The organism is Peribacillus sp. FSL E2-0159 (assembly GCF_038643155.1).
Classification (GTDB): Bacteria; Bacillota; Bacilli; order Bacillales; family DSM-1321; genus Peribacillus; species Peribacillus simplex.
Genome location: NZ_CP152053.1, coordinates 817,869 through 840,439, shown reverse-complemented (window position 1 = coordinate 840,439; position 22,571 = coordinate 817,869). Strand labels below are relative to the sequence as shown.

Here is a 22,571-nt window from a genome sequence, read left to right as displayed (position 1 = left end):
TTTCACAATCTTGTAACTAATGATTAGAGTTTTTGTTCTTATTTTTAAAACCTTTTATTGAAACATAGATCGAATATAGTAATAAAAATCCACCAAAAATCCATACCCCATAATTTTCTAAAGTTTCATTACCAACGTATTTATTTAAAATTACATTCAAAGATATAAAGATTAGGTCTACTACAAAAACAAATAAAAACATTTTTATAAAATTTTCAAGTAAAAATTTCTTGTTGCTAAAACCACCTATAACCCCTGCAATAATGGGATATATTATTAAACCAATTATAGTCATAGTATTACCCTTTCTTATTACCCTTGTTCCAATAATGCACCCTTCAATTGAATTAGTTCTTTAAAATATGTAAAACAAAACTTCTATGAAGATGAATGATGCAATTAAAGTTAACCAGCCAATTTTATTTGTTACTGGCTTCTGGAGAAAGTGGGTTTTAGACAAAATAAAAGAAACTCCGAAAAATAATATTATACTATACAAGGTAGAAAGCCAGAACGATGTTCCAATTTTTCCAAGATGATTAAGAGAAATGATTATAAACATAAACGAAATGCCTCTAGCTACATTTTCCCATTTTTTCAAGTTAGCTGAACCGCCTTTATTATAGGATGCATTTATACTATATAATAATCGATTTAATCCACCAGAAATATTGGGAATTAATCCCTCCTTTCAGCTAACCAGGTCATTACTTAAATAAGAAAAGTGCTTTACTCCTTGTTAGAGTAAAGCACCCGTTAGTTCATTAAAGGCTGTCGAGGGTTTCTCAACAGCCTGAGCCAATCACTGAATTAATGATCGGCTTTTTTCTTACCAAAATCTCCAAACAACCAAAGTAAAAGTAAAAGAAATGCTATGAAATAGAATGCGTATGCTAAATTCCCTAACCAATTTATTGTTTGTCCCCTGAAGTATTGCAGACCAGAGCTTGCAAGATACTTGAGTATGATACCCACTATACAAATAATGAAGAATCTTTTTTTCTTTGTTATTGCCATAAATTCAAACCACTCCTATTCTTTGGCAGGCAATCCAACTAACCTGCCCCGTTAGTGCCATAAGAAAAAGGCTGCCTTAGCAACCTCCCTTATTGTAGAGTTGACACATACTGTGACATAAAAAAGACGGTTTTACCGTCTAATAGTTTGCACTAGTTTTCTTAGTAAAAACAAAACTAATATTGCGAAAAGAGAAGTTAGAATTAATCCTGGAATTTTAGGTGTTATTACAAAAGTAGTCAATAATCAAGGTCCGAATAAGCTACGCTTCTAGAACTATCCTGCCCCGTTAGTGCCATAAGAAAAGCGATTCTTGAATAAAAAATCGCTAAGCTGAAAAATGATTATTTTGATTATTGCTCTCATAAATTCTTGAACTACTTCCCCAAGGATGGTATCCATCACCTATATAAGTGAATCCATATTTTTCATAGTATCCAATGTGGTCAGTACAAAGGAAAACTTTATTGAATCCTGCTTTTTCGGCATCAGCTTTAGCACGTAAAAGTAGCTCTTTACCTAAAGATCTACCACGATAGCTATTTTCAATATAAAGTGCACATATCCAAGGCCATAAATCCATACGACTAATAAAATCATTGCTAATAAGACCTGCACAGCCAATAATCTTACCCGAATCCTCCATTAAATACCAAATAGGAAACGGACTGTCCGTTGTTATGCTGTGTGTAATACAGTCCTCATATACCTTCATACTGTTTTCGTTCGCCCATTTACTCTGAAAATATTTAATTGCTTTTTCTTTATACTCTGGATGTTCTTTAACGCTAATAATTTGCATATGACTTTCCCCCATTAGTGGAACAAAATAAAGCTGTCGCATTGACAGTTCCCGATCCTAAAGTAATGCACTGGTTATTGAAGAAAAAATCCCTTGATTGTAATTGTACCTTTGTAAAAAAATACGTTTTTTTTTTACTCCACCAAAAACAGCAAGTTCCAACCACTTAAAATAGCAATCTGGATGGTTAAAACCAATTCCCTTATGAAGTAAAGCACCCGTTAGATAATTAAGACTTATTGTAGTGTTGGCACAAACTATGCAATAAAAAAGCACAAACCTTATGGTCTGTACCCGTATGAAAATACAAACATAAAAGTAAAAAATAAAAAAACAGCCGTTGATGCAATAAAACTTAGTACAACTACCCCTTTATCCGATTTTCTTTGTCTGTCTGTATACCATTTGAAATAAAGAAAAAGGAAAATTACCACCAAAGGCCAGAAAAAATAACCTGCTATTGTATCTACCCAGGCTGAGTTTTTATCCCAGTAAGCATCTAGTAAAGGAGGGTCATATTCTTCATCAATTTTATTTTTAATACTAATAAAGACGTAAGAAATTATAGAATAATAAGCTACAATGGCGGACTTAACCCACCAAAATAAAAACTTATTAGAAATTACTATTATAAAGATAATTCCCAACATCACGAAAAAACCGGTGTATTCTCCGATATTAAATCACCTCTACACTATATTACCTAATTAATGTATTAATTTCCATAATATACTTTGGTCACGCAGCATTTATATACCGCACAATTTGTATAAACTATGCTTTATGAACTAACCTCCCTCAATAAAGAAAGAGCTGCCTTAAAGACAGCTCCGTTCTTCAGCTAACGCACCCTTTAGTTCAATAAAGGCTATTTAAATTTTTTCTAAATTTTTAATGAGTCTGATAATCCAATACAATACTATCCACGGAAGTATGAACTTTGTAGCCCATTCAATTACATTAGGAATTAAATATGATGAGTTTATATTAAATAACGGAAGTATTAGTAGCCAAAGTACCAATAAAACTATGATACCAATAATTAAATTTTTCATTTAGATAGCCCCCTTCTCTTTTTACTCATCTTATTTTCAGTATTGATTTTCCTCTTCTAAAGCCACTTTCCTTCACACCTTTTTTGAAAATTACTCTATTGAACTATTCTGCCCCGTTTGTACGAAGACACAAAGATAAGTACATTGGGGACATGAATTTGAGTACATAGAGTTATTAAGCCACTCAAAACCGCACCAATTCAATCTCTAACTGTTTTGAGATACAAAATCGAGTACATTATATACAGTCATATAAATTTATCTGTAAACTCAAAGGGGAAGGCAATATCTATACCCTCCCCTTTTTCGAACACAACTTTTTTAATCTTCTTGATTATTTTTGTCTTCCTTAATCAACTAACGCACCCGTTAGTTTAATAAGTCCCTATAATAATTTTGACATAAAATACTGGTCGAAAAGTGTGTCATTTATCATTAGTGAGTTTCTTTTTATTCCTTCTATCTCAAATCCCATTTTCTTATATAGAGATACTCCTGCTTCATTTTGAATGACCACTGTAAGTTCTAACCGTAAGATATTATGAGTTATTGCCCATTCTTCTAACCTTTGAAATAGATTTGTTCCTATACCACGCCCTGTGTATTCTTTTAAAATACCTATAACTAGGTAGGCTGAATGTTTTGTTCTTCTTGTATCTCCGCCAATGACTGCTAAATAACCTACTAACTGTCCACCTTGTTCTGCAACAAGTACAGTTGAATTACTCTCTTTGTCCACTCGTTCCAACCATTTGCGTTGTTGTTCAGGAGAACCTTTTCTTTCTCCTGGTTCCATAAGCATAAAATCAGCCTCGGTTTCAACTTGCTTCATTAGCAAATCAAAACTTTCAGCATCCTCAGGTTTTATCTCTCTGATAAACATTGAATTCCCCTCCATAAATATATATATCCAATATTATACATCTTATGGAACTAACCTGCCCCGTTAGTTCCATAAGAAATGGAGCTGTTTCCAGCCCCACAGAGAAGTAAAGTACCTGTTAGTTGAAGAAGCAATATATTTTAATTGTGCAATTTCTCATACAATTTCTTATGATCTTTATCACGTATAATGATTTTATAAGGTATTGCTTCAACGGATAATTCCTTCCTTTTTATTTCAACTACCTGTCTTGCATACTCTTCAATTCTTGCAGCTTGCTCTTTAGTCTCCTCTCCTTCGGATAATGAAGTCTTTAAAATGATTTCAAGAGGTTTTGGATGAAAGGAGTAGGCAAAACCATTTGTTTCTTTAAACTTTTTATGTGTTTCTTCCATGACTGCTGTAAAAATAGGCTGCCAATTCTGACCCTTAATTTCGTCTTCACTTTCTCTTTTGACTTCAACTTCAAACTTCTCATGCTTTTTTTCATATATTACATCATGTACATGTTTTTCTATTTGATTCTTCACTTCTTTGTAATGTTGCTCTGTTCCTTCAATCCCGACTTTAATGGAAACCTTTTTGGGGTTCATAGATACTCCACTAGCTAAAATGGTATAACCCTTTTCTTCTACAACCTCTTGCGTTATTGTAAGTAGTTCATCTGTAAGTTTCTCTAATTCTTTATTTTTTTCACTTGGTTCAACTTTATCCCGTACTTCTAATACAATCTCAACTCCATCAACTTTATAAGACTTAGCACATTTAAAAATAATATCTTTAATTTCATCCTCATGTTCTTGTTTAAAATCTTCATCCCCTACCCAAACAGTGAATGAAGGAGGCTCGGAGGAAAAAAGCCATGACATTCCAACTTCTACTTTTCCTTTATACTCCTTATTCTCGTTTAACTTTTTAGATATCTCATCATATAAAGCATCAATCTTTCCTTTCCTGTCATCCGTTTCCTTCAAGCTTTGCACAATTTGATTTATAAAAGAGACTTTAGATACAACCTCTGCCATTACAGGAGAGATAAAAGCTGAGCCAATAAATAAACCCAATAATATGATCAACGCGATTCCAGAGTATGTTATTTTCCTTATCAAACTTACTTTTTTAATACGAGTTGATAGGAGGGGAATTTTACTTCTCTCTTGGGACTCCAACTTTTCAATATCAGAAATGATTCGTTTTTTCAGTTCTTGTTTTTGTTTTGTTTTCCACATTAGATCGGCATTTAACTTCTTTAAGGAGATATCTAAATCAGTATCTTCATATTGTTTTTTCATCCAAATACCCCTCCTTTATTAGTTGTTTTTTTAATGCTGGGATAGCTCTAAAAAGAGTCGATTTAACTTTACTCTCCGACCAACTCAATATCTTTGCTGTGTCCTCAATAGAAAAACCTTTGATTTTTCTTAAAACGATAACCTTTCGATATGTATCTTTGATTTCCCCTAACGCTTTATATAGTTCAAATGATTCCTCTTTTATTTGAATCATTTCTTCAGGCAATGAGTTATTGTCCTTTTGCAAAAGAAATACTTCTTTAAAGAACCTGCTGGGTTTGCGTTTTCTTAAAAAATCAACCGTTAAATTGTGAGCGATACTGAATAGCCATGTTTTTTCACTGGAATGCTGATTAAATGAATTATGATATAAATACGCTTTTACAAAGGTATCATGGGTCAAATCCTCTGCTTGTTGATAATCCTTAACCATCAATAAAATAAAACTTAAAATGGATTTACTATGTTGGTCATACCAATCTGCAATTTCTTCTTTTCTGTACTTCGACAAGTTACCAACCCTCCTTTTCTTGAATGTTCAATACTTAGACGTATTAACTAAATAAAAGTTGTGTTTTTACATTAAAAAATCTCTAAAAGTTTAGATTAGAGATTTTTTCGTTCTTTTATAGAACTGAAGTTTATATCAGTTGTCTTAGAAATAAGGTGAAAATCATGCTCCAAGCTCATGTTTTCCTCCATAAAATAAGTTCCTCGTTAGATCTAATATTAGTATTCCTTATGGAACTATCCTGCCCCTTTAGTTCATTAAGCAAAAAGGCCACCAAATGGCAGCCCCTGTTCTCAAGCTAACGCACCCTTTAGCTCAATAAGAAAAACATATCTTGTTAAAGTAATACATTTTATAACGGTTAATTTTTATTTTTGGTTAATACAATTAAAATAAAAAATAAGTTAACAATTCCTAATATCACAAGGATTCTTGAAACATTTAAATTATCTAACCAAAAGACCCCAATTAGAATAATGATACTTACTAAAATGCTTAAACTTAGCTTTTTATTTATACCAATCTCCCCCTCAACTAAAATTTATTATACACCACCATATTTTCAGGATAATTCTTGTTAAACTAACCTGCCCCGTTAGTTCATTAATACATTATGTTAAGAATTGAAGCCATTTATGTTCTGGTTCGTGCAATTGTATAGCATACTGAAGCCATTTTTTCCTCTGATTATCTAGTTTGTCTAATATCGCCATAAAGTCTTGATGGTCTTTTTTTCTTGTGTTCTTTACTTTATATAAAAGTACAATTTCTGGATTTAGATAAGGAATGCCTGTATCTGAATAACTCCAAACTGACTTAAGTGGATGGGAAATCGTTAAATCCCTTCTGAATTTCCAATCATAATCCTTTGTTTCATTTAGAAGAACTTCTAATTTATCTCCATTTGACTTATTCAAAGCGTGTATTTCGTGAATAGGTAACTCTAAAAACTCATTTTCCCAAGTATAGAATTTACCTTTAATAACCTTTTTAAAATCCCATTCTCTAAGATATTCCTTCAGATATAATTGGTCTTTTCGAAATAGTGCAATCTCTATATCTTGATGTTGTCTTGTTTCTCTACCGATAAAAAGATCAATTGCCCAGCCACCTGTAAAGAACCACGTTTTTTTAAATCCTGACATTAAAGAAGTAATGCTATGACATTGCTCAAATGACATATGAATCCCCCAGACTAAAAACTTATATCCTTATCTATTCTTTTTCTATTTTGAATAACCTCTTTACTGAACCCTTGTTCAACTAACCTGCCCCGATAGTTGCATAACAAAAAGCTGCCTTAAAGACAGCTCCGATCTTCAGCTAACGCACCCGTTAGTTCATTAAGAAAAGGTTGCCTTGGCAACTATTTAGGTATGCCGATTTCTTGTAATGGATAAAATCGAAATTTCACTTCTCCAACAATCGAGTCGTAGGAAATAAATCCGAAAATCCTGCTATCCTTACTATTTAAACGATTATCCCCCATCACAAATAACATGTTTTTAGGCACTTTGGACTCTCTAGTTTTTTCTTGCAATGAAAAGTCCTCTGTCAGTTTATTAAATGGATTATCTTCTTTATTTGCATTTAAATACGGTTCCTCTACGGCTTTTCCATTAATATAGAGCACATCATCTTTCATATCAATACTATCTCCAGGAAGACCTATTACCCTCTTAATATAGTCTTTACCATCAACATCTGGTGCATCGAATACAATCACATCAGATCGTTGAATTTCAGTCGTTTTACTTACAACTACTCTATCTTGGTCTTGAAAGGTAGGCGACATTGATGCTCCCAATACAGTTGTAGGTGTAAAAAGAAGCTGTCTACAAATAAAAACGATGATGAATGCAAAGACAATGGATTTTACCCAAGAATAAATTTCTTTTTTTGTACTTTCTTTCATGGTTTCCCTCCAAATATAATCTTGTTTTAATATATTAATTCTATCCTATATCAAGGGATATTAACAAAATTTGGTTCATAGTTCTTATACAACTATTCTGCCCCGATAGTTAATTATGGGTACTTTTTTACGTATGTATGATTTTGTTAAGAATCGTAATTTTAGATTACAGGAACTCTTTAATCCATATTTTCCAACCCAAAAAAACCTGAATATGACCGATTTTGGCCAAATTTAGGGTTTTGTTCGTTTGGTAGCTTCCGTTAATTAGGTGTTATGTCGATTAGGATTGTATTGATTTTTCATTTTAAATTAATCTCTCAAAGTATGATAAAAGTTATACTAGATATTAATATAACAGTTACTAATAAGAGTATTGCAATACTAGACTTAGACCTTTTTGGAGCACTTTTAGCATTTTTAATAGAAAAAAATATGGTTAATATTATCATGATTAATAAAAAAATTTGTTGTGCAGAAGACATAAAAAACCCTCCTTATCTTGGTGTTACGATTTAACGAATGTGAATAATGGTTGTTTTGAGAAGAAACTCCACCGTTGAGCAAATGTTCTTTTACGAATGGTATCAAGTATGCTATACCGCCCTATCCGGAATATATACTAAGACAAATTCCAATCTTAAAAGTCGATTTCTAGAACTAATGCACCCGTTAGTTTATTAAAGGCTGTCGAGGGTTTCTCAACAGCCTGAGCCAATCACTGAATTAATGATCGGCTTTTTTCTTACCAAAATCTCCAAATAACCAAAGTAAAAGTGAAAGAAATGCTACGAAATAGAATGCGTATGCTAAATTCCCTAACCAATTTATCGTTTGTCCCCTGAAGTATTGCAGACCAGAGCTTGCAAGATACTTGAGTATGATACCCACTATACAAATAATGAAGAATCTTTTTTTCTTTGTTATTGCCATAAATTCAAACCACTCCTATTCTTTGGCAGGCAATCCAACTAACCTGCCCCGTTAGTTCCATAAAAAATGTTCCGAACCACCATATAAATGCTATATTAAAAATACTACGAACCACATAAACGCAATACCAAAATTTAATAACATCTGCCTCATATTTTCCTTTTTTAAAAAACTTTCAAATCCATCTATTATTGAACCAATTCCTAATAAAAGATATATATTTTTTATGAAATTAAAATCATTAATTATACATAATATTAAAATTAAGCCCATTGCTATTATCATTAAATATCTAATCAGTATAAATGGTTTAGTACTTTCTCTTTTTTCAAAAAACAATCCCATTACATATTTCAACTTATTTGACACTAAATTTCCCCCATAAATTACAAAGTGAATTTAATAAACTATACCATAAAGCACACGGGTCTTCTTCAACTAACCTGCCCCGATAGTTCCATAAGAAAAAGCTGCCTTAAAGACAGCTCCGATCTTCAGCTTACGCACCCGTTAGTTTCGTGTGAAGTGTCGTTCACACTACAGGACCCAACACGCGGTTTGACCGTGAACTTTAAAAATCTAATCTTTACATTTTCAAAGGAAAAAACATATAAATATATGTTATATTATGGAACAACTAAGAAGGAGGAATTGTTCATGAAATACCATTACAATTTTATAATTGATGGAAAGCTCATCGAAGTTGAGGAAAGAAATTATGAACGTGCTGAGCAGCGTGCTAAAGAAATTCTGGCAGAAATGAATCAAATAAAAGCCAAAAAATAAAAGCCTAATCGAGACTAAAAATCTTGGTTAGGCTTTTATTTTTGCTTTTTTTTAATTTCCGCCTGCTTCTATGGAGCATTTCACGAGTTTTTCTTTCATTTACAGGATTTTGTTCAATGATGAATATACATTGTCTGACAATCAACTTAATTAATTAATGTAATTAATAAGAAATTAGGTAATCATTATTCTGTTGGTGATTATGAGTTGAAAATGAGATATAGTGATGTAGCAGGAACAAAAGGTACTTTTTGGTCAGATGTAGATGCTTCATGTGAAGTTTCTGATTCAAAAGCTGAAAAAGTAGGTTATGATATGAATGCTGTAGGAACTTATAAATTGAATGTTAACCTTTCTAATGGCTATATAGTTCTTACTAGTTATCTCCAACTTACTTCTTTAAATAAGACTAGTAAAGTTGCTCGTGTTTATCAAAGATACACATATAGAGATTAAAATTTTTAATGGGGTTGAATTAAAATGAATGTATCGTCTTCTTATTTTATTTTTGGTTTAATAAACATGATTTTAATGATTGGAGCTATACCAGCTATCATATACGCTTTATATTTATTACGAAAAATTTCAAAAAAATAATGTAAAAAAAGGAAGAGGGACATTTGTAGTTCCTCTTCCTTTTTTGTGCCTTTGTTTCTTCAGCAAATCACATTAAGAAAAATTTCACAACACCTCCTATTAGAAAATCGTAATTTTATTTCCGTAATCTCCCAACACACAAGGTGTTAAAGGTACATTCGTAAAACATATCAATGACGGTAAATTGAGAGCTCGTGTCGATGCTGATGATGCAGGTGTTACAGCATCTGCTATTACTGGTTGGTTCACTACTGTATATAACAAAGTAATATCTATGGGCTACCTTCGGGTAGCTCTCTTTTTATTTGTCTTAATGAACTAACGCACCCGTTAGTTCATTAAGAACACTTTATTTAACTAAACTCAAATTCATTTAATATTTCCTCTGAACCATCTACTTTAATAGTCGTAACTTTTTCATCCATTGTTTTACCGGTAAAGTACCAAAAACGGTTATTACCCTTTACTTCAATGATTTCTGCTTCATCATTTCCGACAAGGACCTTTGAAATTGAAGGGTCTGATATTGCCCCAGAATAAATGTATGGAGCTGTATCCATTACTGACCACTTTTGGGGTGTATCCCATTCTGTACCTCTTGTTTTTCGCCATTCCCATTTCCTATCTATTTTCTCCATGTAAGCTATGTATATCTTTTTATTGTCTTCGGTAGTAAAGACAGCAAGAGCATTATTTTCATTTTCCATTTTTTGAATCAACGAATATTTTCCTTTACCCTCCATTTCGTTCATTTTTGACTGAAAGAAACTATCGAAGGACTGGTCTTTTGAACACCCAAATAATATAAACATCAGTACAATAAATAAACAATAAAATTTTCTATTCATTTCACTATTTCCCCTTATGACTGTAGATACCTTACGCATACTATTTTAACAAAATTTACCATTTAAACTCGTACGATTCTTGTTGAACAATTCATTATCTGTAGTCCATCCCAATTTAACCCAGAAACACTTCTTCAACTCCCTCAGTTTGATGCGAATATCTCTCGAATGCTCACTTATTCGCAGGATTTCATATCCCATTTCACACTATAGAGGCTAGAGCTATAGTTACCCACTGACCATGCATACGTTAAAGGAAGCGCTTACTCAAAAAGATTGTGATTTGCTAAATAAATTTAAAGAATACTCTGTGCTTTTGGTTAATGAAGCTTACGAAAAGGAGGCTTCTCCCAGCTTCTTCAAGGATGTATGATTTCGAATGAATTACCTCAGATAAAAGAAAGGCTTCAGAAAATGAAGGACGAAGGTATTGTCGGAACTCCTTTAGATGCTAGAACTTTAGCGACGGAAGGCATGGCTCTTTTTAATGGATTAATTTGCAACATTTTGTTGACAATCGAATTAAAATACAGGACATGGTTGGTGTTTTTGTTGAATTGCTTCATATCCAAGAACCAAATAAAAAAGATGAATAAGAGCAATATTTTTGAAGTTAACTTATGAATACTCTATACAAATTTTTTTATTAAGGCTTATTCATGATCATAGTAGCTCTTTCTGCCTTGTATGTAAGAGTTGGCAAGGTCCAATGCTTTTTGAACGGCACCAATTCGGTTATAGAAGTGGAAGAGTTTTTTTTCGTAGTGTTCAATTAACATGGTGAAGCCCATATTTTTAAAAAAAGGAAGTGCTGTAGTCTCAATAAAATGATAGTAATCGTCTTCTTTATTACTAAGCTGATAAAGGTGTAATTCAAAAAAAATCCAATTATACGATTTTGTCGATTTTGCTATTCTTAGGCCTTTATGTGCGAGTTCCAATAAAATCTCGTTTGAAAGTAATTTTCCTTTATAACAAGTATTGATATAACCATCTAATGCAGTTAAATAATGAGGAACCTTTTCACCCATTAGTTTCATGGCTTCTTTGTATAGTTCGGATGCTTCATTGTATTTTTTTCTTCTGTAAAGTTCAAATGCAAGATTATTAAGGAGCTTTGATTTACGGTCTATTTCATTAATGGTATCACAGGTACGTATTAATTGTTCGTAACGTTCTTTCGTCTCTTCATAATCATGAAGCTCCTTTGAATTTAATTGTAATAACATGACCGTCTCCGTATCAATTATTCGGATGACATTTAACGTTTTTTGAAAATAATCAAGAACTTTCTCAGCATAATAATACGATATTATATTAGAATGAATAAGGTGATAGGCTAGTGCCAAATGGTAATAATATTCAAATTGATTATATTGACTTTGATCTATCGATTTTAAAATTTGAATACAATCTCGATACTGTCCGTTGTGAAAATAATACATACCTAGAACATGTTTTAACATATTGCGGTCTTGCGGAGAAAAAGATGATTCATTTTTTTGCAGGTTTTGAATAATTAATAATGCTGCTTCTAATTGATAATTAGATAAATAATACCTTGCAGAGAGTAATTGATAGAAAACTTGAAAATCTGGCAATTGAATCAGTGGTTCTTTTTCGATTTCGTATTTTAAAATTTCTGATTCTTTGCTTTGTTGCATAATGAACGTGTCGTGCCATAACTTTAGTTTCTGTTGAAGATTTTGATACCGTCCAAATTCATCATCAAGACAAATACTCAATCTTTGGGATAATAAGTGAGTAATTTCCCCTGAGTATTCTGTTATCCCTCGTTCTATCTTACTAAGATGTGTTGCCGAACAAATTCCTTTACAAAGCTGCCCCTGAGTCAACCCCGATTTTTCACGATAAAACTTGATAAGTTTCCCCTCAATCATAGCTTCACCTCTAGGTTATAATTTTATCTACTATATATAGAATAAAAATGAATATATTATCTATATATTCTAGTAAAATTAAGAAAAGCGCAAGGCTACTTTAATAGTCTTCCCTCTATTCACTCTTGTTTCCCTTTTTTACGAATTCCCAATCTGCCTTACTATAAAAGCTAAAAACACGATGAAGCTAAGCTTTCATCGTGTTTTTTAATATTTATGGCTGTATTCCCAGCTCAACTAAAATTGTCTCTAGTGTCTTACCTTTATACTTTTTCTTTGGTTTTGGTGCATCCTCAACATCCTCATTTTGCTTGAGATAGTTTGTTTGGACGAACTTCATATCTTTCGCATCGACCGTTCCATCAAAGTTGATATCCGCTGCACGCTTCCCTGTTTTCCATGCATTTTGAATTTCAATCGCATCTAGAACGTCAATGACATTGTCTTGGTTTACATCACCTGCAGTAATATCAAGGGCAGGTATCCAGCGATTTTGACCGTATAACTCACCATTGTACTCAAAACCAATACCAGAATTTAGTTTTTCTTTCGTGACAAAGTGGCCAGGCACTTTCAATTCAATCGTAAAGGCATTTGTGCTTAACGGCAACTTGTTGAATACATATTGTCCATTATCTTCTACCGTTGATGTCGCATCGAACTCATTTTCTTCTGAATCAAAGATTTTCACTGTACCGCCAACCTTGCTCCAATCCCTTTTCTCTGTAACAGTACCATCTTCATTTTTAAATCCTTGCGGGGTGACATAACCTCTAGCCATTGAGAATTGCGGATTAACCTTCCAACTATAACCAGATTCTAATACACTGCTTGTCTGATTATTAACATCCGTTACGCTCACAATCGGATTAATGGCTGCTCCAAGGGTATATTGATCATCCTGAACCTTTAACGTAACATCAACGACTTTTCCATGGTCTAATGCTTTACTCTCGTCATTAAATTGGACAGTAACGACCTTGTCTTTAATCGTTAAAGAGGCTTTGTCCGACAATTCGCTGTGAAGCTTGGCATCAACTAACTCTACACTATCTAAACCTTTCTCATAGCCTCCGTTACCATTAAAGTTCCATTCCGCCTTTGATACTGCGTTAAGGTTATCTAATGATAGCGTTGCTTTTACCGTATCGCCTGTTTTCACCTCATACTTTTCGCCTTGAGCATACGCGACAGGTGTACCATCTTTTACAAAGAAATATTCCTTTGTAGCTGGTTTGTTTCCTGCCATATCATATCCATTCATGCGGAATGGAAGTGCTGGGATGGATTCATCCATGGCGATTTCTTCGACAAACTTTCCTTCTTTATCCATTGGAATTGGTGTAGAAGGGAAACCCGATTGACCCCAGTAATACACCATCGAGTTCGATGATTGATCGATATTTACGCCCAATTTGTTTAGTTCGTCAATAGTTGGATCTGTGATTTGAATGTCGAATGGATATGTTTTTTGACCTGGCTTATATTCAATAAATGGTGATTTTCCATCAAGTGAACTTTTGAAGCTCGGTCCATCGAGATCGATTAACAAATGCTTCGTTTCAGTTGTAACCTTGCCGGAAGTTCCTGTACCAATGAATTTCAATTTGTAATGCCCCGACTGTACATAACTTGCTTCTTCCGAAATTGGCTGTTTTGAGTTTCCTGTAAACTCATAATAAGATCCATTAAATGCATACAAACCATAATCGACATTGTCGTATCTGCCTTCTAAATTAATCGTTCCTACAAGCCCGAGGTCCTGTCCGGTTTTAGCATCTTGAAGAACGACATCCATTTTTTCCATTGGCGCACGCAGGTTAAAGTCAGTAAAAACAAATGGAGTGCGCATAGGATCCCAACTTACTTGGTTTAAATGACCTGGGGAATAGGCAGGATTTAGTACCTCCACCTTATTAAACCCATCTTCCATTGTTCGGAAGCTAAAGGGAATCCGATACTGCTCTGATGAATTCGCCTTGTTTGTTAATGTAATATAGCCTTCGTAAATTCCATCCTTTGCTTTCTTAGGAATAAGCAAACGTGATGTTACTTTTTTGAAGTCTTCACTTTTAACCGAAATTTTGCTTGGAATATCCAGCTCCACTCCATTTTCCTTCAAGCTGTTTGAACCATTCGATTCAGTTACAGATACACTGAATGTTTTGTTTACTTTATCATGGTTTTCAATAGTAATTGATTTTTTTAGATTTAGTTTTTTATCTGCATAGTGAACGTCAAAGCTAAGTCCGCCCGTCAATTCTTTTACCTTGACTAATTCCTCAGCACCTGGAATAAATGTTTTATCGTTAATTATGAAGCTTGTTCCACTATACACTGCTTGGTAAGGATCAACTCTTCCTGCTCCCACTTCAAATACACTATAGTCTCCGTTTAGTGGATCTGCCGTATTCATTAGAACGGCTTTAATATCTTCCGGCTCTAATTGCGGATTCGCTTGAAGCATGAGTGCTGCTATCCCCGCTGTATGAGGAGTGGCCATAGATGTTCCAGAATATCTGGAATATGCATATTGATAGTTTTCTTGATGTTCAGCGTCCACCATATAAGAAGGGACTGTTGAGAGAACACTTACTCCCGGTGCCGTCACTTCTGGCTTCATATCGTATGTTTCTCTTGCCGGACCCCTTGAGCTAAAGTCCGCTAAGTGGTCACCTTCTGTCTGTTTATCCGCGTATTTGGAGAAAGTAAAATTCGCCTCACCTGCTTGAATCTGTGCTTTAATGCTTTCTCCCGCTTCTTTTGTTAAAGAAAATGCCGGCACAAAGTCAACGGACTCACCAAGATTTGCATTAATCTGCCCTTCCACATTGTTATAAAGAAGAACGGCGGCTGCTCCATTTTGTTTCGCATTGCTGACCTTTTCCGCTAAGGCGAATTCTCCACGTGCCACAAGTGCAATTTTTCCTTTTACATCCTTGCCGGAATAATCAGAGCCATTTCCTAAACCGACATCCACTACCTCATAGGATTTCCCTTCCCATTCCTTTAATTGGTCTGAATAGTGGCGTGCCAAACTAACAAGTTCGATCGAATCTTTATTTCCGATTTTCCCACTGAAAGTAGAAACCGCCATCGGCACATCACTCGCCCCGATTGTCAAAGCAAGTGCTGCAGAGCCAGGTGAACCTAATGTATAATCATCAGATCCTGCATTTCCAGCTGCTACAACCGCTGTTACATCATTAAGGACAGCATAATTAATGGCAGTACTCGTTGGATCATAAGGATCATTGATGTCCGATCCGAGGGAAAGGTTGATAACATCCATGCCATCGTGTACAGCTTTTTCTATACCTGCAATGACCCCTTCAGATGATCCTGAGCCATATGGGCCAAGAACCCGATACGCATATAAATCCACATCAGGAGCCACACCTTTCACAGAAACCTCTGCATTCGTTCCTTGTCCAGCAATGGTACCTGCGACATGCGTTCCATGGGAAGTATAATAGGAAGAACCGGACCAGCTAAATTCTGGTTCCCCCGATGCTTGCCAATCCTTGTACGTTGCCTCCATTGGATCATTATCTTGATCAACTAAATCGTAACCGCCCTTATAGGCACCCTTCAAATCAGGGTGGTTGTAATCAATCCCTGTATCAAGAACCCCAACTTTGATTCCTTTTCCTGTAATACCTTCATTGTGCAGCTGGTCAATTTTTAAATATGGAATACTTTCAACGGATGTACCAGGGGCTGATTTCTCTCCCATGGCGATCGGTTCGACCTTAAATTCTACATCTTTATATACTGCTTTTACGACTTTGGATTGTAAAAGCTGCTCTACCTGATTAGCTGGCAGCTTCATAGCTACCCCGTTATAAACGGTCTTAAAGATAGAAGTGATTTTATGACCTGTTTTCTTGCTTCTAAGATTAGTAGATGGAAGAATCGATTGAATGTCTTTATTAAACTGAGCATGTTCCTTTTCTACTTGATCATCCGCTTGTTTTTTAGAAAGCTTCTTTCCTTTTACATTTGCATCCAAGACTGCAACTTTTCCCGGCTTTGATTTAAACTGGACGATGACCGAGATTTGTTTATCCTTTTTTAACTCTTCCATTTTAAATCCTTGCAAACCGACATTATCTGTCATTTCAAGTTTATTTAACGCTTTTCGTTGTTCACTTGTCAACGAAGCCAAGACGTCTTCTGCCTTTATGTTCGCTGCATTTGCATAAGGAATGAAAGGCGTGTTTGCTGATGATAGCAGCAAGCCAGCTGACAGCGTAATCGCCGTTGTTCGTTTAATGAATGAATGAATTTTCATATGTTCCCTACTTTCTTAGTAAAATAGAAGATTTCCGAAAAAATATCCCTTTCTAAAAATTTAAAATATTCATACAATAATATTAATCGCCTTTCTATTGGATTGCTATTGGGTTAATTTTACAGTACTTTCTACCTCCTTTTATCTTTTAAATGTTCTATAAAATCATTATTTTGCGAAAATTAGGGAAAAAGACTTAAATTCATTTTTATAAATTGGGGAAAAAGACTTAAATTCATTTTTATAAATTGGGGTTTTCTTTAGTAAAATAAGAAAATATGAATTCTATTGAGAGAGTTGAAAAATTGAAGTAAAGCACTCATTACTTGAAGAAGAGTGATACAAAAATAAAGACTCTTGTTGCACTAACCTGCCCCTTTAGTTCCGTAAGAAAAAGGTTGCCGCAGCAACCTCCCTTATTGAAGTAAAGCACCTGTTAGTCATTAAGACTTATTGTAGAGTTGACACAAACTGTGCAATAGGAGGAGAAAGCCTCTTGATTAAGCCCTTCGGGGTTCATGAGGACACCTGTAGATGCTTTGAGGCGGCTAAATAATTGTGTGAGTGGTGTACTAGCGACTTGTTGACTAAGCCATACACTTAAAGCAATTAATTCTTGTTCTTGATACTTACTTGTACGTTGAACAAAACCAACTTCTTTAGCTAGTTGTTGAAGAGAAGATGGAGATAAGTAGTTTTGAAGTTCTTTAGAAAAGAGATTCATTTCGTTCGAAACAGAAAAACTCATAGAAAAACGCCATCCTTCCTTTATATTTCTACAAAAGAATAGCGTTTTATTCGTTATGATTATACAAATTCACCTTAGCTTGATGGCGATGGTCTTTTGTTCCATTCTATACAAACTCCAGTATATCCGTATAAAAATAGAACGGGTCTTGGGTGAACCCCAAGAGGTTTCGATTGGTCCAGCATCATTATATAATTAAAAAAACTACTAGATGCAGGATTTATTCAGTTATTTGAAAATAAGAATGACCGTTGAAAAACATACATAGCAACCCAAAAAGGAAAAATGATGCTAATGAATAAAATTGAAAGAAGAAGAAAAATGGTAGAACATAGAAAATCACCTTTTAGGTGGAGACAGATGATGTTAAAGAATAATAAAAAATTGTAGAAGTTTATTACTACAATTTTTTATGTAAGTAGAAAAAGAATAATACTCCATCTTCTGTATTGGATACGCCATACGGTACACCATGGAGTTCTAAAATATTCTTAGAAATGGCTAGACCTAATCCTGTTCCACCTTTTGAACGCTGACGAGAAGTGTCCATACGATAAAAGCGTTCCCATATTTTATCTAATAGTTCCGCCTGGATATGAGTACCTTTATTTTCTACACATATCCTTACTTTATCATTTTCCTCTATTGTCGAAATGATAATATCCTCTTTTTCTGGAGTATAACGAATTGCATTGGTAATAAAGTTTACGATAACTTGATCAATGCGATGTTGATTGGCAACTACTTCAATCTGAGAAAGATGTTTGTAGACATTTAGTTCCTTTTTAGCTATTTCCAATGATAATTGTTCACATATATTATCAATTATTTGATCAATATAAAAAACACCCATTTGCATTTTATATGTACCAGACTCAAATTTGGCTAGCTCAAGCATATCAACAATTAACATATCCATCTTGTCTACTTCTTTTTCCATTGCCTGAAAGTAATATTCTTTCTTATGGCTAGCAACACCATCTTTTAAAATTGAAATACAACTTTTCATAATACTTAGAGGTGTTTTTAATTCATGCGATACACCTGAAATAAATTCTTTTCGTGTATTTTCCAACCTCCTTTCTTTCTCTATGTCCTGTCTTAGTTGGCCAATATGTGAATGTAGTGTGTTGGAAAGCATATTAATATTTTGTGATAAATCACCAATCTCATCTTTTGAAGTAATTGGAATTCTTTCCGAGAAATCTAAATTTGCAATTTTTTTCGTTGTATTGTTTATTTGTAATAAAGGTCTCGCAATTTGTTTGGAATAATAAAAAGAAGCAAGAAAAATAAGCAGCAATACAAATGCAATAATATATACATAATAATCCTGTACCATTTGTATGGCTTCATCAACTGGCTGCAACGATGTCATTGAAAAAATATAGGCTGTCGTACCATTTTTTTCTTTTATCGGCAGTATCAATAATTTATACTTAATATCATTTTGCTCATAATTAAGCTCTTGTAATTGCGAGCTTTTACTTCCTTTGTTTAACAACAAATCCACCTGAAATTCTTTGATTCTTTCAATAAATAAATCGTTTGTATACATGAAGTTCGTTAATCCATTCCCTTGAGGGAGTTGCACCTTAGTAACGGTTCCATTTCTTACAACCACATGCGATTCAGCACTAAGTCCTTTTGAATATTTTACTTTCAAATCAATATCGCCTAATTCTTTCTTAATTTGCTTATTTTCCCAATACGAAGTGCCTTCTTCCATCTGAACCTCAAACGGAACGATTGCAGAATCTTTTTTTATTCCGAAAATACGAATTCGCACTCCTAAAGCTAAAGGTAACTTTTGACTTCCAACATCCTCTATATGCATAAGATAGTACAAGGGAACGGTGATGGTAGTATCAGAGAAGTTGTTTTCTTTAACACGATCCAACTTTACTTTTACATAAAAATCTTGTGCGTGCTTTAAGTTCCCATTACTATCTAATGTTGTAATCCAAGTATTATGTTCTCGATAAAAATCTTGTTCAAGCTTTTGAATTGCTTCTGTGTTACCTCCGCTATTTAAATAACCTTTTTCAAAAGATTTTATACTTGTTTTAATATCATTCACTTTCCTATTGGCATAATATTGTTTGAAAAATATTGTTTGGCCAATGAAAATGGTTGCTAAGATCAACATACATAAAGCTGTTGTTAGTATAAATAATTTTAGTACAATTCCTTTTTTCATACTTAACCCTCAAATTTATAACCAGCTCGAACAACTGTTATAATATATTTTGATTTATCTCGTAATTTATTTCGTAAATTACGAATATGACTATTTACTGTGCGATCATCACCATAGAATTCATAGCCCCAAACCTTTGTAATTAATTGCTCTCTTGTAATGACAATCCCTTGATTTTTCATTAAATACGTTAAGATTTCAAATTCTGTATGTGTTAGATTAATATCCGCTCCTTCTACTGTGACTGTCCGTGAAGGAAAATGTACTCGAATACCATTACAGAATAACTTATCATCACTTGCTTGTTCACTTATAGAATATCGACTATCAAGTAATCTTTTCGCTCTTGCTAATAAAATGGGTGGGCTATATGGTTTTGTTACATAATCATCCGCACCTAACTCAAATCCAAGTAATGTATCATCTTCATCCACACGAGCTGTTAACATAATAATAGGCACATTAGATGTCTTACGAATTCGCCGACAAACAGACCAACCATCTACTTCTGGTAACATAATATCAAGAATAACTAAGTGAACCTCTTGTTCTTCGAATAAGGATAGTGCCTCTTTCCCATCTCTTGCTTCGAGTACTTCATATTTTTCATTTAAAAAATAATCTTTAATAATTTCACGTAAAATATCTTCATCTTCAACGATTAGAATTGTTCTTTTCATGTTTACTCCCCCAATATATTCAGTATTGCTATAAAAATATAAAACCATAAGGGAAAATAATGTATCTTTTTACTTAATCGACATGGAGAGTATGATAATGTAATTTCGTTTTTAATCAGTAGAAATTAACCTAGCTTCTATAATATATCTATTTGGAGCATCGCCTATATAATCAAATGGGTAACAGGTTGTAAGTGTTACTGTAGGTGCATCTTTTTGTACAATGACTGTGCGATCATCGGCATTCGTAATCCATTTTTTCGTGAGTTGATATGTGTAAACCTTTTTATCATATTCCACAAGAAGGTTATCATTTTCTTTCAACTTTCCTAGTTCTGTAAATACAGTATCACGATGTCCACTCAGCACTGTATGTCCATGTTCAGAAGGAACTGTTGTAACATTACTGACAAACATACCCACTCCTTTTTTTAAAACGGTATCATCAGCTCCCCAATATACAGAAAACTTTTTTTTTATTTTTGGTATATTTAACGTCGCTACTTTCTCTCCATTTTTATACTGCATTTGGGAAGAAGGAACTTGTGGCTGAACAGAGGCTTTTGTTTCATTTGAAGTATGTTTCTGTTGTATCTTCTCAAAATATTTTACTTCTTCCATAGTTAAGGATTGGGCAGAACTTTTCCCCTTATACCATTCGGAAAAATGGTATATGCCAATAAAAATACCTATAATAATACAACAGTATCCGAAGCGATTCAGAAGTTTCATTTTTAAATCCTCCATATAAAAAATGGCAGGAATACCCTGCCATTTTAAATCTATTAGCTTATGCTTTGATTTTACGACGGGTAAATCCAAATACTGAACCTAATGCTACAAGGCATGCACTTACAAGCATCATTGTTACTCCGTTCGATGCGGTATTTGGTAGTTTTTCACCTTGCTGTTGTTTAATTGCAGCTTCTTTTTTCGCTAAATCGCTATCTTGTTGTTGTTTGATTGCAGCTTCTTTTTTCGCTAAATCGTTACTCTGTTGTTCTTTTAGAGCTTCTTCTTTCGTTACTGTTCCAGTAGATGCACTTGCTGTTGATGAATATCCTACAGATAAAAATGCTAATGCACAAATTGGTATAATTACTTTTTTCATTTTGCTTCTCTCCTTAAATATCTTTTACTACCTCTTTGGGTGCATCCATAGGATATAACAATTGTGTAAAGATTAAATGCAGATAAAATGCAGTTTTTTTAAAGATTAGTATGTAAAAAACTAAACTAACATCTTAAACATTAAGCAACTAAGTAATCAGAAGGTGTTATCGTTATTTTTCTTGCTTAGATTTTAAATTATGAAAATTATATATTTTTTTGCCAAGCTCCCCCTTCGTTTTAGATCCCCATACTGAAAGAATAGCGCCTTTTCTGTTTTGGGATAGTTTCTTGTTCATAAAAGTGTACCTTAATAGACAAAAAAAGAACCCGGGTAAAATCCCGAGTTCCCTGCGTTTAGCGCAATATACTTTCAAATATAATGCGGAATGACCTTGTGTGTTATCCATCGTTTGAACGCTTTGGCCTCGGGTTTTCTACTGCGTAAAATTGCCGAGTATAACCCTGCTTCACTGATTCCCGTAAATTTCATGTTCATACCTGTCAGTTTGACAGATATAGTTTGTGTTCTACCTATGCCGTCCGTAACCATCTTTTTCGTACCTTCTTGTGGCATTTGCGTTTAGCTCCATAGGTATTTCGCCCACTGAACGCATGACTAAACGATATATGTCACGTTCGGGAATAACACTCATTGCATGCAAACCTCTGTTTGTGGGGATGTCGCATTTTAGGACACCATCCTTAATAATCGTACGTACTTCGCTCATTCCATCTGTACCACATGCGATAAATCCTACGGATCCCTTTCGCAATTCATCACGCCTAGAATGCGGACCCCCGTGGGTTTAAAGTAGCCTCTCCGGATCCGAGCAAAAGCAACATACAAACGGATATACAAACCCCCGAATTTCACTCATCGTGCAAACCGATGTAAAGCAAAAACACTTGACACAAATAAAACTACGAAGCTCTCACGCATAGGGCCGCAAGGGTTCTCAGCGTATACAGATAATTTATGTCGAGTTTATGCGAAGT

21 protein-coding genes and 1 pseudogene are annotated in these 22,571 nt (G+C 34.1%); 2 read left to right on the top strand and 20 right to left on the bottom strand.

What is annotated here, in order from left to right:
- Positions 1–16: 16 nt before the first annotated feature.
- The 11 genes from NYE63_RS04190 to NYE63_RS04140 form a co-directional block, all read right to left on the bottom strand.
- Positions 17–295, bottom strand: coding sequence for a hypothetical protein (locus NYE63_RS04190; RefSeq protein ID WP_342604183.1), 279 nt, complete (start codon positions 293–295; stop codon positions 17–19).
- 1,050 nt (positions 296–1,345) lie between these two features.
- Positions 1,346–1,819, bottom strand: coding sequence for a GNAT family N-acetyltransferase (locus tag NYE63_RS04185; RefSeq protein WP_342604182.1), 474 nt, complete (start codon positions 1,817–1,819; stop codon positions 1,346–1,348).
- Positions 1,820–2,100: 281 nt separating this feature from the next.
- On the bottom strand, positions 2,101–2,469 hold the full coding sequence (locus NYE63_RS04180; protein WP_342604181.1) for a hypothetical protein: 369 nt from the start codon (positions 2,467–2,469) through the stop codon (positions 2,101–2,103).
- A gap of 222 nt (positions 2,470–2,691) precedes the next feature.
- On the bottom strand, positions 2,692–2,874 hold the full coding sequence (locus NYE63_RS04175; RefSeq protein ID WP_342604180.1) for a hypothetical protein: 183 nt from the start codon (positions 2,872–2,874) through the stop codon (positions 2,692–2,694).
- A gap of 385 nt (positions 2,875–3,259) precedes the next feature.
- The gene (locus NYE63_RS04170) at positions 3,260–3,757 is read right to left on the bottom strand and encodes a GNAT family N-acetyltransferase (RefSeq protein ID WP_342604179.1); all 498 of its coding nucleotides are present in this window, start codon (positions 3,755–3,757) and stop codon (positions 3,260–3,262) included.
- Positions 3,758–3,897: 140 nt separating this feature from the next.
- Complete coding sequence (locus NYE63_RS04165; RefSeq protein WP_342604178.1) at positions 3,898–5,049, bottom strand: DUF4179 domain-containing protein; 1,152 nt, start codon at positions 5,047–5,049, stop codon at positions 3,898–3,900.
- The gene (locus tag NYE63_RS04160; RefSeq protein ID WP_191929516.1) at positions 5,033–5,560 is read right to left on the bottom strand and encodes an RNA polymerase sigma factor; all 528 of its coding nucleotides are present in this window, start codon (positions 5,558–5,560) and stop codon (positions 5,033–5,035) included. The genes NYE63_RS04165 and NYE63_RS04160 overlap by 17 nt, the downstream gene beginning before the upstream one ends.
- A 611-nt stretch (positions 5,561–6,171) precedes the next feature.
- Positions 6,172–6,741: a hypothetical protein gene (locus NYE63_RS04155; protein ID WP_342604177.1), complete on the bottom strand. Its 570-nt coding sequence runs from the start codon at positions 6,739–6,741 to the stop codon at positions 6,172–6,174.
- Between the two features lie 185 nt (positions 6,742–6,926).
- Positions 6,927–7,475: a signal peptidase I gene (lepB, locus tag NYE63_RS04150; RefSeq protein WP_342604176.1), complete on the bottom strand. Its 549-nt coding sequence runs from the start codon at positions 7,473–7,475 to the stop codon at positions 6,927–6,929.
- Positions 7,476–8,201: 726 nt separating this feature from the next.
- A complete protein-coding gene (locus NYE63_RS04145; RefSeq protein WP_098373663.1) occupies positions 8,202–8,408 on the bottom strand; it encodes a hypothetical protein in 207 nt (68 codons plus the stop codon).
- A 90-nt stretch (positions 8,409–8,498) separates the two neighbouring features.
- Positions 8,499–8,777 (bottom strand): hypothetical protein, encoded by a 279-nt coding sequence (locus NYE63_RS04140; RefSeq protein ID WP_342604175.1) that lies wholly within the window; start codon positions 8,775–8,777, stop codon positions 8,499–8,501.
- A gap of 288 nt (positions 8,778–9,065) precedes the next feature.
- On the opposite strand from NYE63_RS04140, the gene NYE63_RS04135 reads away from it, so the two are divergent.
- The gene (locus tag NYE63_RS04135) at positions 9,066–9,194 is read left to right on the top strand and encodes a hypothetical protein (protein ID WP_255264169.1); all 129 of its coding nucleotides are present in this window, start codon (positions 9,066–9,068) and stop codon (positions 9,192–9,194) included.
- 213 nt (positions 9,195–9,407) lie between these two features.
- Positions 9,408–9,650 carry a hypothetical protein gene (locus NYE63_RS04130; RefSeq protein WP_342604174.1) on the top strand — a complete coding sequence of 81 codons (243 nt, stop codon included), beginning with the start codon at positions 9,408–9,410 and terminating at the stop codon, positions 9,648–9,650.
- Positions 9,651–10,144: 494 nt separating this feature from the next.
- On the opposite strand, the gene NYE63_RS04125 is transcribed toward NYE63_RS04130, so the two are convergent.
- From NYE63_RS04125 to NYE63_RS04085, 9 genes and pseudogenes are all read right to left on the bottom strand, one after another.
- Complete coding sequence (locus tag NYE63_RS04125; RefSeq protein WP_342604173.1) at positions 10,145–10,639, bottom strand: hypothetical protein; 495 nt, start codon at positions 10,637–10,639, stop codon at positions 10,145–10,147.
- Between the two features lie 653 nt (positions 10,640–11,292).
- A complete protein-coding gene (locus tag NYE63_RS04120; RefSeq protein WP_342604172.1) occupies positions 11,293–12,540 on the bottom strand; it encodes a transcriptional regulator in 1,248 nt (415 codons plus the stop codon).
- 214 nt (positions 12,541–12,754) lie between these two features.
- Positions 12,755–16,834: a S8 family serine peptidase gene (locus NYE63_RS04115; RefSeq protein ID WP_342604171.1), complete on the bottom strand. Its 4,080-nt coding sequence runs from the start codon at positions 16,832–16,834 to the stop codon at positions 12,755–12,757.
- Between the two features lie 496 nt (positions 16,835–17,330).
- Positions 17,331–17,582: pseudogene (locus NYE63_RS04110) on the bottom strand (IS4 family transposase); the annotation flags it as partial.
- Between the two features lie 400 nt (positions 17,583–17,982).
- The gene (locus tag NYE63_RS04105; protein WP_342604170.1) at positions 17,983–19,782 is read right to left on the bottom strand and encodes an ATP-binding protein; all 1,800 of its coding nucleotides are present in this window, start codon (positions 19,780–19,782) and stop codon (positions 17,983–17,985) included.
- 2 nt (positions 19,783–19,784) lie between these two features.
- Entirely contained in the window at positions 19,785–20,462 is a 678-nt protein-coding gene (locus NYE63_RS04100) for a response regulator transcription factor (protein ID WP_342604169.1), read from the bottom strand.
- Between the two features lie 111 nt (positions 20,463–20,573).
- The gene (locus NYE63_RS04095; protein ID WP_342604168.1) at positions 20,574–21,194 is read right to left on the bottom strand and encodes a class D sortase; all 621 of its coding nucleotides are present in this window, start codon (positions 21,192–21,194) and stop codon (positions 20,574–20,576) included.
- Positions 21,195–21,252: 58 nt separating this feature from the next.
- Positions 21,253–21,573, bottom strand: coding sequence for an LPXTG cell wall anchor domain-containing protein (locus NYE63_RS04090; protein WP_342604167.1), 321 nt, complete (start codon positions 21,571–21,573; stop codon positions 21,253–21,255).
- A gap of 372 nt (positions 21,574–21,945) precedes the next feature.
- Positions 21,946–22,149: a Bro-N domain-containing protein gene (locus NYE63_RS04085; protein ID WP_342604166.1), complete on the bottom strand. Its 204-nt coding sequence runs from the start codon at positions 22,147–22,149 to the stop codon at positions 21,946–21,948.
- Positions 22,150–22,571: the final 422 nt, after the last annotated feature.